Raw genomic sequence first — 15,049 nt, forward strand, 5'->3', positions numbered from 1 at the left:
ACACAGCTCCCCTTCGCCAAGTTGCACGCGCTACCAGCACACTGATCATGATCCGAACACCCAACGCACTGATTCATCTCCACATCACAGATCGGCGTAGCCCCCACGCACGCCTCCTCCTTGTCAGCCGTACAAGCCACGCAGACCCCGGCCTCACAGACCGGCATGCTCGAGTCCAGCCCCGCGCACGAACCATCCGCATCATCGGTCCCGGCACAGTCCACGCACGACCCACTGCTGAGGTCACAAAACGGCGCCAGCGGATCGACGCAGTCGGCCGGCCCACTACAGAGGGTGTCGCCGTCGCCGTCCCCGGTAGGATCGCCATCCCCGTCCCCATCGCCGGTGGGGTCCCCATCGCCGTCGCCAGCGACGACGCAGCTGTCATCATCGAGAATGTTCTTGTCCCCGCCGCAAGCGTAGTTGCACTCAGCGGTAGGCTCGTCCTCCACGCATCCGCCGAACCCCTCACCGCTGGGGTCACACTCGGGGGTCGTGCAGTACGGGCGCGCGTCGCCGTACCGATCAGCGCAGGTGGCCGCACCGTCCGCGCTGGTGCAGTGATCAGGGTCGGGCTCGGAGATGTTTCCACACGCGGAGACGCTCAAGCCCAGAAGAAAACCAACGCCGAGGATGATGAGTTGTTTTTGCATGATCGTGATCCTTTATACTCAGAAACTTCCGGAGACCCCGAGGCCGAGGCCGGTCGGAGAGAACAGGGGAACAACGAGGGCTTGCGATCGCGCGCGCTTGCGCTGCTTGGCCCGGCGGGCCACGTCGACCCCCAGCAAGACCAGCCCCGCGCTCGCCACCGCGGCCCCCACTCCAACGAGCACGTACCCGCGGGGGGCATGATCCACACCGGTGCGCACCTTAAATGCCCCGGCTGGATGATCGTAGACTCGCCCGCGCGAGACCTCCACCGCACCCCACACGATCACGCCAAGCCCAACGACAGAGGCCGCGGCTCCGGCGACCCCAATTGGCCCGATCGGCTTCGGCAGGGGCTCGACGCCACCATCATCGTGCCCGCCGTCACCCTCCGCGCCGCTATCCTCGCCAGTATCCGCATCAACCGATGCCTCCTGGTGCGCTTGAATCGAGGCGTACAGCTCGTCCTGCTTCGACTCGAGCTTCTGCAACATTCGGGCTTCGGTGCAGAACACACAGTCGGTCCACTCGGCGGCCGGGACAACGGAGTCGCCCTCGACGAACTCAAAGTGGATCCCATAGTTGCGATCCCCAGCTTCCATGAGCCGAACCCGAATCTGGAGCACCGTCGCCGCTCCAGGATCATCGGTGATCTCGATCCCGCCAGCTTCCACGATCGAGCGCAGCTGCTCGAGCAGCACAGGCCCGACGCCCCGCTCGGCTTCGGGCAATTCGGAGACGTCGACGCCGAGCGCGAGGGGCTCGGCCGAGGTCTCGGACGCAGGTGGCGGCGCCGAGTGGGCGATCGGGTGGGCCCAGCCGAACACGGCGAGCACGCTGAGTGAAAGAGCGAGGAGAGGCTTTTTCATGGGGATGTCTCGGGGGGGGCGAACATGCGACAACCGTCGACCTTCGCGCGAACGTTGGGATCCGTCGAGCCCGAGCCGGCTTCGACACACTTGGACCACTCGCCCAGCTCCGAGAACGCTGCCACCCGCAGGGCGGCGCGCTCGGCCTGGGAGGACCAACACTTGCGGTTGGCCGACAGCGACAGCGCGCGCCGCCAGTCACGGTCGGCGAGCGCCTTGCGGGCTTGGTCCGCGGTACCGCCACAAGCGTCGGACTCGGGCTTTGGCTGCTGATCAGGCTGGGGCTTGGGTTCGGGATCGGGATCGACTTCGGGTTTGGGCTCGACTTCGGGCTTGGGTTTGGGCTTGGGCTTGGGCTCGACGTCGGGTTTGGGCGGCGCGAGCTCGGGCACGAGCTCGGGCACGGTCTCGACCGCGGGCTCGTCACGCTTCACCGGCTCGGGGGGCGCCGCGACCGGGACATCGTTGGTCGGGTCCTGGAACCGTTGCCACCCTACGAACCCAATACCTCCGAGCAGCAGCAGCGCGAGAGCGACCCACCAGATCCGAGCGCGGCCGTTGTCGAGCGGTGGGGCGTCGGGTTCCACCTCCGCTGGATCTTCCGCGGCGTGCTGCGCTGTGTCTGGCGGCGCAGGTTCAACCACTGGCTCGGCCGCGAGCACGGGGACGAGGGTGGGCCGATGCTGCGGCGGCCGAGCGAACGCAAGCCGGGCCGTCGCGGTCTCGTCGTCCTGGTCCTGGTCTGGGGCCTCCGTGTGCTGTGCCTTGGCGACGGGCGACGGCGCGGGCTCGGTCGTCGGCGGCTCCGCGACCTCCACCTGCGTTGGCGGCGGGCCCCAGGCGCCGATCGACGCCTGCGTCTGCTGCGTGCGGAGTCCGGCCTGTTCGATCTTCAGGGTCGTCTCCGGCACCGGCCTCAGCTCCATCTTGACGGTCGCGTCAGGATCCAGCTCTGGCGCCGGCCTCAGCTCCATCTTGACGGTCGCGTCGAGGTCCAGCTCTGGCGCCGGCCTCGGCGTCATCTCGACGGTGGCGTCGGGGACCCGCGGCACCGCTTGCTTCGGCTTCATCTCGACGGTGGCGTCGGGGACCAGCGGCACGGCTGGCCTCGGCGTCATCTTGACGGTGGCGTCGGGGACCAACATCGGAGCTGGCCTCGGCGTCATCTTGACGGTGGCGTCGGGGACCCGCGGCGCGGCTGGCCTCGGCGTCATCTTGACGGTGGCGTCGGGAACCCGCGGCGCGGCTGGCCTCGGCGTCATCTTGACGGTGGCGTCGGGAACCAGCGGCACCGCTGGCCTTGGCGTCATCTCGACGGTGGCGTCGGGGACCTGCGCTGGAGCCGGCCGCAGATCGATCTTTTCTGTCGTGTCTGGAGCGTCTGAACTATCGCCCCTCGACCCTGGAGGTGCCCACACACCCATCTTCACGGGTACGCCAGGGACGGGGGTCGGCGCTTGGCGAAGCTCCATCTCGACGGTCGCCTCGGGAGCTTCGACCGCCACCGAGTCGGGAGCTGGCGTGGGGCTCGTGCCGATCGCAGCGCGGATCGATCGGAGCCGCGCGATGATCTCCTCCATCGATGGCCGCTCCGCGCCGACGCGCTTGGTGCAGTCATGAACCAGCTCGGCGAGCTCCTCGGGCGCGCCGTAGGCCCACGCGTGCAGCCGCGGGGCTTCGAGCTTGCCCTCGCGCTGACCCTGAATGTACGCGCCGCGATCGTGAATGTGTGCGTACGGGTTTTGCCGAGTCACCAGCTCGAACAGCAGGACCCCAAACCCGAACACGTCCATGCTGGGGTCCGCCGGCCCTTGGCGAACCTGCTCGGGGCCCATGTAGCCGAGCGTACCGGGGACATCGTGGACCCCGGTGAGCCGACCAGACGCACCCACCGCGAGCTGCGGCGCGCACAGATCCGCGGCGTGGCTGAAGTCGAACAGCTTCACGCCGCCCGCAGGGCCATCGAGCATGAACAGATTGCTCGGGGTCGCGTCGCGATGAACGACGCCCGCGGCGTGGCAAGCGAGCAGACCGTCGGCGACCTGCGTGGCGATCTCGATGATCCGCGGGATCTCCAGCGTGCCACGCACGAACACCAGGTCGAGCGTGTCGCCTGCGAGCACCTCGGTGGCGAGCCACGGCCACCGGCCGCGATCCTCCAGCCGGCCCGCGCCCACGAACTCGACGATGTGCGGGTGACCCCGAAGCCGCCGCAGGTACTCGGCCTCATTGATCAGCCGCTGCTCTCGCTCCGGTCGGCCGACGTAGCGGGGCAACAGCAGCTTGAGCGCCACTTCGATGCCCTCGACGCAGTCGTGGGCGCGATAGACCACGCTCGTGCCGCCCTCGCCAAGGTTGGAGAGCAGCTCGAAGCGACCTTCACCCACGACCTCGCCCCGCGAGGGCGCTACCGGCTCTGCCGCCTTCACTTGGCCGATCCCTTCGCGCCCTTGGTCGCCGTCAGCGTCGTGCTCGTCAGCTTGACGTCGTAGAAGGTGCCTGGCGCGAGGTTGCTCTCGACGCGGAGCTTGCCGGCGTTGTTCCAGGCTGCGCTGGTGCTCGCGCGCCAGCGGACGTCGTAGGTGCCGGGCCTGAGCTTGACCAGGGCGAAGGACCGATACGCGACGGAGCGGTTGCCGATCTCGAGATCCGCCGTCTTCGCCCCGCTGATCACGAAGGTCACCTCGACGCTGGGGGCAGGCTTGGGCTTGGGCTTGGGCTTGGGCTCGACCTCGAGATCTTCCTTGGAGTTTGGCTTCGCGTCCGCGCCCTCCGACTTGGGCGGGGGATCTATGTCCTTGGGCTCGACGGACAGCGTCTCGGTCTCGGTCTCAGTCTCGGTCTCAGTCTCGGTGGTGGGCGTGGGCGTGGGCTCGACGGGCGGCGGTTGGGTGTCGGGCGTCGCCGACTCGTCGGCCTTCGCCACAGCCAGAGGCGTGACGGGGGGAGCGACCGGCTCGTTCGACCCGCGGATGATCGCAACGGCTGCCCAGACGAACAGCGCCCCCGACAGCGTGGCCAGGCAGATCGCCCCAATGATCAGCGCCTTCGGCACGCGCGGCGACGCCGGCTCTGGATCGGTCTGCGCCTCGCGCCACGGAGCGCTGGCCTCGGTCACGACCGCCTCAGCCGCAGCGAGGGCCTGGGACGTGGGCAGCCTGAGCGTAAGCTCGCACGCCGGCTCCTCGGTCCAGGCCGACGCCGCGCCCGTGTTGGTGCGGTCGATCGTCGCGTAGTCCCCAAGCTCATCACTCGGGCGCGCGCTGGGCCGCAGGGCCGGCGTGTCTGCTCCCGTGGCCGCCGTCGCCGGCCCATCGGCGGCGGTGCGGGCCGCCGGGTCCACCAGGGCGAGCGGCTGCGAGTCGCTCTGGTTGAACAGCGACGCCGGCAGGCTCTGATCGTCTTTGTGCAGCGCGATCAATTCGGTGAATCCCGAGCGCGGCTTGCCGATCATGCGGTTGTAGAACACCTTGAGCTCGCGGGCGGCGATCTGATAGCGGGCGGTGTTCTGGACGATCATCCAGTGCGCGTCACCTGCCGAAGGTCGCTCCTCGGGCTTGGTCCCGAGCATCCGACGACGCAGTTGGTCCACCCACGCGGGGATGTCTGGCGCCGTGAGCTCCGGGATGTGCCCGCCGAGCACGCTCGTCTGAAATTCCGCGACCGTACAGCCACCGAGGAAGCGCTCGCCCTCGAGCAGCTCGTGCAGCACGACCCCCAGGCTATAAATGTCGGACTGCATGCGTACGCGACCGGTCATCTGCTCGGGGGACATATAGCGCGGGGTCCCGACGGAGCGTGACATCGTGGCCTCGGAGGTCTTGGCGAACCGAGCGATGCCGAAGTCGGTCAGCTTCACCTCGCCGCTGGAGGAGACCAGGATGTTGCCGGGGGTCACGTCGTAGTGCACGACCCCGGCCTCCTCGCCAGCGACGGTGCGGCCGTGGGCGTACTCGAGGGCTGAGAGGATCTCCCCGACGATGTACAGCGAGATGTCGACGCCCAGCCGTCGGGTCCCGATCTCCTCCGCGCGATCGAGCAGGTTCCGCAGGTTGACCCCGTCGACCCACTCCATCACCAGACACGGCGAGCCCTGAACCTCGCTGGTGTCGACGACCTTGACGATGCGGCCGTGGTCGAGCTGGGCGGCGATGCGGGCCTCGCCAAAGAAGCGCTCGCGGTCCTCGCTGGTCATCGCGAGCGCCGGGTGCAGGACCTTGATCGCGCAAGGCATCTGGAGACCGTCGTCACTCCGCTTGATCGCGCTCCAGACTTGGCCCATGCCGCCCGCGCCGATTCGGGTGGTCAGGAGGTATTTGCCGGACTTGTCTAACATTGTCGGGTGTCTCGAAAACTACCACGGCGGGCTAAGCACGTGGCGTGCCAGCAGCAACGCCGCCGGAGGGCGCAACTCGAGGACAGGTGGTCGGCGGGCGGTCGGCAGGGTCGTCTCAGGGGTGGTCGATGATCGACCAGGCTGGCTCACGCGCCTCTATACCCCAGCTGTTTCAGGTTCGCACCGCGTGACGCTCTAGAGTGCAGGTCGGCGAAGGCTCCACGGCTTGGCGTGCTCGAGCTGGGCGGCCAGGCGTAACAGCAGGGCCTCTTCGCCCAACCGCCCGACAAACTGCACGCCCATGGGGAGCCCGTCGGTGTCCCAGTGCAGCGGCAGCGAGATCGCCGGCTGCCCTGTCATGTTGAACAGCTGGGTGTTGGGGGTGGGGGCGAGGGGATCGGCGGCCAGCTGGTCGAGCAGCTGGAGCATCACGCGTTTGATCGGGGCGGTACGAAACACGCGGGCAGCGTTGCGCTCGAGCGCCGTCGTGGCGATCTCACCGACCTTCAGCGCCGGTTGGGCCAGCGTTGGGGTGATCATCACGTCGTGATCGACAAAGAACGCAGACAGCTCGATCGCTGCCCTTTGGATCAGCGCGAGCTGTTCGATGTACTCGCCCGCGCTCACGGACTCGCCGATGATCCGCAGCAGCCAGGTCTTGGGCTCGAGCTCGCTAGCTCGCGCCGGCTTGCCACGCTCGGCCTCGTACACACGGATCGCCGAGGCCGTCCCGCAGCAGACCATCATCAAGTACGCGCGAGTCAGCGCCGCGCGATCGAAGCTGGGCGTGGCCTCGACGACCTCGTGACCGAGCTCGGCGCACAGCTTGGCGGCGTCTTCGGCCGCTTGGACACACTCGGGGTGGGTGTCGGTGGCCAGCAGCGCGCGGGTACACAGGGCGACGCGCAGGCGCTCGGGCGCGCGCTCGAGCTGGGCCATGAACGATTCTTCAGGCCCAGGCAATTGCTCGGCGACACCGCGCCGGGGGCCCGCGATACAGTCGAGCAGCCCGGCGCTGTCCCGCACGCTGCGGGTCAGCACGTGCGCGCCTGCGAGGTCGCCCCAGGATCCGGTCGGCTCCATGACGGGGACCCGGTGGCGGGTCGGCTTGAGGCCCACGAGCCCGCAGTTGCTGGCCGGGATTCGGATCGAGCCGCCGCCGTCGCTGGCGTGCGCGGCCGGAACCATGCCCGCGGCCACGGCCGCCCCCGCGCCCCCGCTGCTGCCCCCGGGGGTGCGCGCGGTGTTCCAGGGGTTGCGCGTCGGCCCAAACAGCTCCGGCTCGGTCACCCCGAGGATGCCCAGCTCGGGGGTGTTGGTGCGGCCGCAGATGATCAGCCCGGCGGCCTTGAACCGGCGCACCAGCTCGTCGTCGCCGGTCGCACGACGATCTGCCCACAGCCGAGATCCATTGCTGCTCGGCTGCCCAGCGTCGAGCGCCTTGAGATCCTTGAGCAAGAACGGGACCCCGCGAAATGGCCCGTCGGGCAGTTGATCGGGCGTCTGCGCCTGGGCGCGGGCCCGCTCGAAGCTGCGATGCACGACCGCGTTGAGCTTGGGGTTGTGCGCGTCGATCCGCTCGATCGCCGCCTCGACCAGCTGGGTCGGCGACACCTCGCCGCTGCGCACGAGCTGGGCGAGCCCGGTCGCGTCGTGTTGCTCGTAGTTTGCGAAGCTACTCGGCATGCCGCGGTTTTATCGTCGCACGACGCCGCTGGCGAGCGCGGGTGTACGCTCCCCCGGCATGAGCGATCCCGACGCCCGGCAGATCAACCCGGAGGCGAGCAAGCAGGCGCTGCGCCAGCAGCTGTTGGCGCAGCGACGGGCGCTGTCGCCCGAGCGTCTGGCCGCTGGATCGAACCGGCTCACGGCCAAGCTCGTCGCGCACCCGCGATGGATCGAAGCTCGCGGTCTCGCGGCCTTCGTGGGCGTACGCGGCGAGGTCGACACGCGACCGTTGCTCGAGCTGGCGCTCGCGGCCGGCAAGCGCGTGTGGTTGCCGCGGCTGACCGGACCGGGGCGCATGCGGTTTTGGCCGTGTGAGGAGCTCTCGCAGCTCGAGCTGGGTCGGATGGGCCTGCTCGAGCCACCGATCCACACCCCCGGGGCAGGGGACGGCGTGGTCGCGCCGGGCTCGGAGCACGGCGTGGATCTCATGTTGGTCCCGGGGCTCGGGTTTGGGCGTGACGGTGCGCGACTCGGGTTTGGGGCCGGGCACTACGATCGCGCCCTCGCCGGGCGCCACGCGAGCCCTCAGCTCGAGCTGCCGCCGCTGTGCGGGGTCTGCCTGGCCGAGTTCATCGATCCGCCTGGGGGCCCGATCCCGATGGTCGATCACGACCTACGCATGAACTACCTGGTCTCCGACCAGGGCGTCGAGCAGCTCACTCCGGGCGGCTGAGCGAGCGGTCGCGGGCGGGTCAACACGCGGACTCGCAGGCCTGATCCATGCAATCGAGGAGCGGATCGAGCTCGGGCATGTCCGCCTTGGTTCCATTGCAGGCGTTCTTGCACGTGCCGTTGCTGCCGCCGTTGAACAGGCAGCTGGCCAGACACGCGCAGTCCTCGACGTCTTCGCACGCGAGCGCGAGGTCGCAGCAGCTCGCGCCGACGCAGCTGCCACACTCGTCGTCGAACCCATCGAGCGGCGCGCAGGTGTTGTCATGGGTGTCCTCGCCGTCAGCGACATCGAGGATCTCGGGCATGTCGGTGTCCTCGGTGTCGCCGCCCGACTCGGTGTCGCCGCCCGACTCGGTGTCGCCGCCCGATTCGGTGTCACCGCCCGACTCGGTGTCACCGCTCGACTCGGCCGCGTCGTCGCCGACGGTGTAGATCAGCGGATTGGGCTTCATGCACGTCGACGCGCCGCCACCGAGCGCCAATACCAACAGACAGAGCATGGGTGAGATCGGGGTGGTCATCAGCTCAAAACCTCGTCGTCCAGGCCAGCCCGAGCTCGGTGCCGCGCCGGTCTCCAGCTCGGGTCTCATCCACGATCAACATCACCCCGCCGGTCAGGCTGGCAGCGAACCCGGCAGACACGAGCGCGATCCCGCCGGTCCGGGTGTCGTAGAGCTCGGGGCAGGCGGCGAGGTCGTTCGGGTCTGCCCCGCGCGGGCAACGGCTGTCGATCGCCCACAACACGGCGCCAGCGACAAGCGCAGCGCCGCCCGCGACGAGCGTGGTGACCTCGGTCCAGCGTGGGGCCACGCGGCGCCGCGGCGGGCCGAGGTCGAGCGATCGTTCGCTTTCCTTGGCGCGGTCCAACCGGGGCGCGGGGGTGCGGACGGCGTCGGTCGACGCGGGGTAGCTGACGGTGACGACGCTGCCGGCAGCATCGAGGGAGACCGTGGTGCGCAGGGGATCTGTGTGGCCCGCGGTCTCGTCCAGCGACTCGACCCAGATCCGGTGGGTACCGAGCGGGAGCGCGATCTCGCGTGCGGAGCCCGGCGTGTCGACGTCGCCGACGTTCCGCTCGTCGATCAACACGCGGCACTCGGCGCGACACTCGACCCGCAACCGCGCGACGCCGCGGGCCTCGAGCACGCGCTGGCGTTCAGCCACCAGCGCGCCCAATCCCGGGCCAAGCCGGTCGCTAGACAGCGGCGCGTCGCCCAGGGCCTCGAGGGTCGCGTCAATGGTCGCCGACGCCGCGTAGCGATCGCCTTGGGCCAGCTGCGCGCGGGCTAGCGCGAGCTCGGCCAGCACCCGCAGCTCGAGGGTCTCGGGGTCCTCAGCCAGCTGCGGCGTGAACTGGTGAAGCTCGATCAGCGCCGCCCGCAGGCTATCGACGCCGTGCTCGGGGTCGGTGTTGACCTGCAAGAGCGCGGTCTCGACCGCGGCGACGGCCGCCGGGTAGCGCTCATCGTTCGGTGTAGGGCCAAGTATCAGGCCGAGAGTCAGTAGAATGCCGAATGCCGGCCCCGAAATAATTGCCATACTCTTGTCGCGCGGTTGTACCAGCGCGATCCAGTGTCGCGCGGTGCCGTGCTGAGTCCAGGTTTTTTCTAGCGCTCAATATTCGCGATCAACCCACACTGAGGCTGTAATCCGCCAGTGGCACCCGGGCGCGCGGGGTGTCTGTTTGGCCATGTCGGATGATGAGCGACTCCAAAATAGCATGATTCAATTGCATGAAGTTGTCTTGACATCTCCAGGATACTCGTCATTTCATCATGTGAGTGCAGCGATTGGGCTCATACGCGTTGGTTCGTCGAATCGCCTCGGGCGGGATGGCCGAGGTGTGGATGGGTCGGCGCCAGGCCATGGGTGGGGCGAGCAAGGCGGTGGCGATCAAGCTGCTCGCCACGCACTTCGCCAACAACCAGGTCTACCGTCGCATGTTCGTCGACGAAGGGCGCCTGAGCATGATGTTGACGCACTCCAACATCGTGCAGGTGTTCGACGTGGGTGAGCATGAGGGGCGGAGCTACCTGGTCATGGAGTGGGTCGACGGCATGGATCTCAGCCGGCTCGCAACCAGCATGCGCGAGCAGGGCCAGGCGTTCGAGCTGCACGTCGTCGCCCACGTGATCGGCGAGGTCCTGCGTGGGCTCGCCTATGCCCACGGCCTGACAGAGGGCGACGAGAGCAGCGCGATCGTGCATCGCGACATCTCGCCGCACAACGTGCTGATCTCGGTCAGCGGCGAGGTCAAGGTCAGCGACTTTGGTGTCGCGCGCCTCGCCAGCGAAGAGACCTCGGGCCTGCACGTGCGCGGCAAGCTGCGCTACATGCCGCCCGAGCAGCTGCGCGGCGATACCAAGCACGCGACCACGGATCTGTTCGCGGTCGGGGCCATGATGCAAGAGCTACTCGACGGCCTCCGGTTTCGGGCTGGGGCCGGACGCGACGCGCTGCTTGGCATGGTCGTCACAGGTGAGGTCCCGCCGCTGCGTCGCGGCAATGTCCCGCTCGAGCTGGTCGCGCTGCGTGACGGGCTGCTCGCAAGCGACCGCGGCGCGCGTCTGCAGTCCGCAGATGAGGCGCTGGCGCTGCTGCGTCGCTGGCCCGGCTACCGCAACGCCGCCGACGAGCTGACTGCGCTGGTGCGGGGCCGCGCTGGGATCGCTGCCCCGCGTACCGGGTTGACGGTGGAATTCTCGGATGACGAGCTCGAGTCCAGCGACGAGCCGACCGTGCATGAGCGCTCTGGGCAGTCTGGGCAGTCTGGGCAGTCTGGGCAGTCTGGGCATGAGCGATCTGACTCGCAGGACGCCTCGGACGTAGCGACACGCTCGGTGCTCGCCGTTGATGAAGCGGCGTCGGAGACCACGCCGCAGCCGTTCGAGCGGGTCGCCGGGCGACCGGGCAGCGTCTGGCGGCGACTGCCCGCCGCGCTGCTGCTCGCGCTAGCGATGCTCGGCGTCAGCCTCGGGTTCGGATATGCCTGGGTGTCGGGGGCCACGTCCGCGTCCGCGCTCGCCCCGAGCGAGTACGTCGAAGCCGAGCCAGCCGAGCCAGCACCCGCGCCGCCCAAAGCCGAGCCAGCACCCGCGGCGCCCGAGGCCGCACCAGTCGCGGCGCCCGTCGATGACTCCATGATCATCGAAGACCCATCAGACGCGGCCCCCAGCGAGCCCGAGCGGCGGATGCCCAAGGCCACGATTCCGGCCGAGGTCGAGTTCGCCGCGCACGAGTTCTTCTTTGTATGGGTCAAGGTCGACGGGCGCCAGCTGGCGCTCGAGCCAGTCGCCAAGCTCAGCTTGCCGCCGGGTCGCCACAAGGTGTTGCTGCGCGAGCGCGCGGGCGATCCGTGGGTCAGCGCAGGGCGGATCAAGGTCGCTTCGGGTCAGCGCTATCGCGTGTCGCTCGAGAAGCCGGCCGGCCTGAAGCTGCAGCGGCTCGAGTAGGCCTGCCGTCAGGCTGGGCCAGCGAGCTCACGGCTCATACACGGATCGACTGCGTGTAATCGACGCCATCGAGACCGACCTCGTCGGCCGGTGGGTACACCTGACCGTTGCTCTCGTCGTCGTCGCAGTCGTCGTCGTCGTCGTCGTCGCAGTCGTCGTCGTCGTCGCAGTCGCCGTCGTCGTCGCACTCGCAGTCGTCGTCGCCGTCGTCGTCGCACTCGCAGTCGTCGTCGTCGTCGTCGTCGCAGTCGTCGTCGTCGTCGTCGTCGTCGTCGCAGTCGTCGTCGTCGCACTCGCAGTCGTCGTCGTCACCCCCGTCGTCGCCGTCGTCGCCGTCGCCGTCGCCGTCGCCCTCGTCGTCGCCGTCGCCCCCGTCATCGCCGTCGCCGTCGCCGTCACCGGAGTCCGTCTGATCGTCAGCTCGCTCGGGGCTGCGACCGGAGTCCGTGTCGTCGCCGGAGTCCGTGGCGTCGCCGGAGTCCGTGTCGTCGCCGAAGTCCGTGTCGTCGTCCGTCTCGCTGTCGGCTTGGAACAGCGGGTTGAGTTCCATGCAAGCTGGCGTGGTGCCGCTCAATCCGAGTACCAGCACGAACGCGGTGAGCGTGGGTGAGATGGGGATACACATCAGTTCGAGTACCTCGTCGTTCCGCCATGCTATCATCAATCGAGCGCATGGGCATTGTAGGGTGTCGAACAGCGCCTGGCTGGGTCCACGTTTGTCGGGCCTGCACGCCCAACGGGTCGCGCAAATATTGACGTGTACCAATTGACAAGTGCCAATTGGTACACGTTGGTGTTAATCGGGGCATCTGTGTCATTCGGGTCAGTCGCTGGCAATTGGAACATCATGGGTCCAATGTGTCAGCAAAATGGCTGGCCCCGGATCAATGCACTGACTCCAGAGCGCCGATCAAGCTGATCGGTGTTCCAGCGCTTCGAGCACGGTGTCGACGACGATGCTGGCGAGCGCGTCGTAGGTCGCGTGGCCCTCGGCCGCGCTGGCCTCGGCAGGGTCCCCGCAATACGCCTGATCCAGCCCACACTCAGCAAAGCTGGCAGCCCCGCGGGCGATGTGTTCGTGCAGTGCCACGTGGTGCTTCGGCAACCGTTGCGCGACCGCGACCCGCACCAGGCTCGGATCCACCGCCAGCACCAGCGAGGTCTCGTACTGCCCGGCGTGGCACGAGCCGCTCTGAAATTCCTCGGTCAAGCGCGCGGCGAAGCGGCGCCGGGTCTTGTCGGGGAACAGCAATTTACCGGGAGCCCCGGAGTCCGCGTAGTCGCGGGTGACGCCGCGCAAGGTCGCAATATTGTCAGGCTCGAGGTGTGCGTTGATCAGCACGGTCGCGTCGAAGCCCAGCGTCGCGTAGCGGGTTGCGAGCTCGAGCAAGGTCGCCCGGGCGGTCGCTGGGGTGATTCCAGCCGATCCCGCAAAGTCTGCGGCCCAGTCGGTGACGGCGTAGTGCAGCGGCGGCATTCGCACCGCGAGCATGCCCCGCGCCGCCAGCTGATCCGCGGCGCGACGGGCCATCTCGACGGAGATGATCGAGTCAGTGGCAAGCGGCAAGTGGGGCCCGTGGGCTTCGGTGCTCCCGGTCGGCAGCAGGGCGATCTTGGGCTCGGGTCGCGCGAGCGCGGCCTCGACCTCGACGTAGGTCATGTTCGCCAGCTCCCACGCCGCACCGCTTGGGGCGCTCACGCTGGACCCCCGCGATCGTCGGCCTGCCTGGCGGCGAGCTCCCGCAGCGCCGCGCGCCGGATCTTGCCAGTCTCGGTCCGCGGCAGCTCCGCCACGAACGCGAGCTTCCGCGGGGCCTTGAACGCGGCGACCAGCGTGCGGCAGTGGGCGATGATCTGCTCGCCGAGCTCATCGCTGGGTTCATGGCCGGCCGCGAGCTCCACGAAGGCCATGGTCTTCTCCAGCTCGTCGGCGTCGCGGAAGCCGACGACGCCAGCCTCGCGCACGGCGGGGTGCGCGATCAGGGCGTTCTCGACCTCGACCGGCGACACGAACACGCCCGAGCACTTGAGCATGTCGTCGCCGCGGCCGCAGTACCAAAAGTAGCCTTCGGCATCGACCATGAACTTGTCGCCGCCGACGACCGCGTCGCCATGAAAGGTCTCGCGGCTCTTGTCGCGCATTCGCCAGTAGCACAGCCCGGCCGAGCCGCCCCGGATGACCACGGTTCCGATCTCGCCCTGGGCGACCGGGCGGCCGTCGTCGCCGACCAGCTCGTACTCGTAGCCCTCGACCAGCTTGCCGAGGCTGCCCTCTTTGACGTCGCCGGGGCGGTTGGTGATGTACACGTGGAACATCTCGGCCGAGCCGATCCCATCGTAGATCTCGGCCTTGAAGCGGTCGCGCCAGGCCCGATAGATGCGGGGCGGCAGCGCCTCGCCGGCCGAGATCAGCGAGTGCAACTTTGACAGATCCCGGCCGTCGGCGGCGCCGTCGTTCTCGGCCGCGGCGACCATCTTGGCGATCGTGGTCGGCACGGTCACGAACTGCGTGGCCGCGTAGCGCTCGAGCAGCTCGAAGTACGCGGCCGGCTTGATCCGCTGGGGCAGCAACACGCAGCTGCCACCCACGCTGAACGGGAACAGCATGTTGCTGGCCAGCGCGTAGCCAAAGAACAGCTTGGGGGCCGAGAGCGTGATGTCGCTCGGCTTCAATTTGAGGGTGCGCTGGGCGTAGGCGATCGTGTTCCACACGAAGTCGTGGTGCATGTGGACCACGCACTTGGGGTTGCCGGTCGAGCCGCTCGAGCTCAGCCAGGTCGAGATGTCGTCGCGGTAAGTGGGCTCGGCGCGCGCGGTGCTGGGCAGCGAGCCGCAGGCCTGGGCGATGTCCACGGTGCCCTCCGGGGTGGCCGCGAAGCTCCGGTCGTGGACGATGTAGTGCTTGGTGTGGCGGCCCTCGGTCTTGCGCGCCTCGTCGACCGCCGGCCAGATCTCGGCGTCGACGATCACGGCCTTGGGCCGGGCGTACTCGAGGTAGTACGCGTAGTCTTTGGCCTTGAGCCAGTTGTTGGCCGGGACCGCGACGCACCCAGCTCGGAGCACGCCAAAGTAGCAGGCCACGAACGCGGGCGTGTCGGGCAGCAAGATCAGCACGCGATCTTCGATGCCGAGCCCGAGCTCACGCAGCAAGTTGGTGACCTTGCAGCTCTCCGCGACCAGCTGCGCGTAGCTGAGCTGGCGTGGCTGGTCGATCGCGCTGCCGTGGTAGTAGATCGCGGTCTTGTCGCCCAGGCCCTCTTCGAGGCGCCGGTCCAGGAACCACTCGGCCATGTTGAGGCGATCCGGGATCTCGATAGCAGGGCCCGATGACATGGCCGGAG

At 68.5% G+C, this 15,049-nt stretch carries 11 protein-coding genes and 1 pseudogene; 2 read left to right on the forward strand and 10 right to left on the reverse strand.

Annotated elements, in window-relative coordinates:
* Window positions 1-2 precede the first annotated feature (2 nt).
* The 5 genes and pseudogenes from ENSA7_RS46390 to ENSA7_RS30935 all read right to left on the reverse strand — a co-directional run.
* Window positions 3-653 (reverse strand): annotated as a pseudogene (locus ENSA7_RS46390) (hypothetical protein); the annotation flags it as partial.
* 18 nt (window positions 654-671) lie between these two features.
* Window positions 672-1,520 (reverse strand): hypothetical protein, encoded by an 849-nt coding sequence (locus ENSA7_RS30910; protein ID WP_146158327.1) that lies wholly within the window; start codon window positions 1,518-1,520, stop codon window positions 672-674.
* The gene (locus tag ENSA7_RS30915; RefSeq protein WP_106092995.1) at window positions 1,517-3,949 is read right to left on the reverse strand and encodes a serine/threonine protein kinase; all 2,433 of its coding nucleotides are present in this window, start codon (window positions 3,947-3,949) and stop codon (window positions 1,517-1,519) included. The genes ENSA7_RS30910 and ENSA7_RS30915 overlap by 4 nt, the downstream gene beginning before the upstream one ends.
* The gene (locus ENSA7_RS42685) at window positions 3,946-5,856 is read right to left on the reverse strand and encodes a serine/threonine-protein kinase (RefSeq protein ID WP_146158328.1); all 1,911 of its coding nucleotides are present in this window, start codon (window positions 5,854-5,856) and stop codon (window positions 3,946-3,948) included. Before ENSA7_RS42685 ends, ENSA7_RS30915 begins: the two co-directional genes overlap by 4 nt.
* Window positions 5,857-6,051: 195 nt before the next feature.
* On the reverse strand, window positions 6,052-7,542 hold the full coding sequence (locus ENSA7_RS30935; protein WP_106092997.1) for an amidase: 1,491 nt from the start codon (window positions 7,540-7,542) through the stop codon (window positions 6,052-6,054).
* Window positions 7,543-7,600: 58 nt separating this feature from the next.
* On the opposite strand from ENSA7_RS30935, the gene ENSA7_RS30940 reads away from it, so the two are divergent.
* Window positions 7,601-8,257 carry a 5-formyltetrahydrofolate cyclo-ligase gene (locus tag ENSA7_RS30940; RefSeq protein ID WP_181234280.1) on the forward strand — a complete coding sequence of 219 codons (657 nt, stop codon included), beginning with the start codon at window positions 7,601-7,603 and terminating at the stop codon, window positions 8,255-8,257.
* 19 nt (window positions 8,258-8,276) lie between these two features.
* Here ENSA7_RS30940 and ENSA7_RS30945 read toward each other — a convergent pair whose 3' ends face one another.
* Together ENSA7_RS30945 and ENSA7_RS30950 are read right to left on the reverse strand one after the other, a co-directional pair.
* Window positions 8,277-8,777 (reverse strand): hypothetical protein, encoded by a 501-nt coding sequence (locus ENSA7_RS30945; protein WP_106092999.1) that lies wholly within the window; start codon window positions 8,775-8,777, stop codon window positions 8,277-8,279.
* A gap of 4 nt (window positions 8,778-8,781) precedes the next feature.
* Window positions 8,782-9,678, reverse strand: coding sequence for a hypothetical protein (locus ENSA7_RS30950; protein WP_106093000.1), 897 nt, complete (start codon window positions 9,676-9,678; stop codon window positions 8,782-8,784).
* Window positions 9,679-10,061: 383 nt separating this feature from the next.
* On the opposite strand from ENSA7_RS30950, the gene ENSA7_RS30955 reads away from it, so the two are divergent.
* Window positions 10,062-11,708 carry a serine/threonine-protein kinase gene (locus tag ENSA7_RS30955; RefSeq protein WP_146158329.1) on the forward strand — a complete coding sequence of 549 codons (1,647 nt, stop codon included), beginning with the start codon at window positions 10,062-10,064 and terminating at the stop codon, window positions 11,706-11,708.
* 34 nt (window positions 11,709-11,742) lie between these two features.
* Here ENSA7_RS30955 and ENSA7_RS42690 read toward each other — a convergent pair whose 3' ends face one another.
* The 3 genes from ENSA7_RS42690 to ENSA7_RS30970 form a co-directional block, all read right to left on the reverse strand.
* Window positions 11,743-12,333, reverse strand: coding sequence for a hypothetical protein (locus tag ENSA7_RS42690; protein WP_146158330.1), 591 nt, complete (start codon window positions 12,331-12,333; stop codon window positions 11,743-11,745).
* Window positions 12,334-12,618: 285 nt separating this feature from the next.
* Window positions 12,619-13,407, reverse strand: coding sequence for a creatininase family protein (locus tag ENSA7_RS30965; protein WP_106093002.1), 789 nt, complete (start codon window positions 13,405-13,407; stop codon window positions 12,619-12,621).
* Window positions 13,404-15,041: a benzoate-CoA ligase family protein gene (locus ENSA7_RS30970; RefSeq protein ID WP_106093003.1), complete on the reverse strand. Its 1,638-nt coding sequence runs from the start codon at window positions 15,039-15,041 to the stop codon at window positions 13,404-13,406. Before ENSA7_RS30970 ends, ENSA7_RS30965 begins: the two co-directional genes overlap by 4 nt.
* Window positions 15,042-15,049 lie beyond the last annotated feature (8 nt).

It is taken from the genome of Enhygromyxa salina (assembly GCF_002994635.1).
GTDB lineage: Bacteria > Myxococcota_A > Polyangia > Nannocystales > Nannocystaceae > Plesiocystis > Plesiocystis salina_B.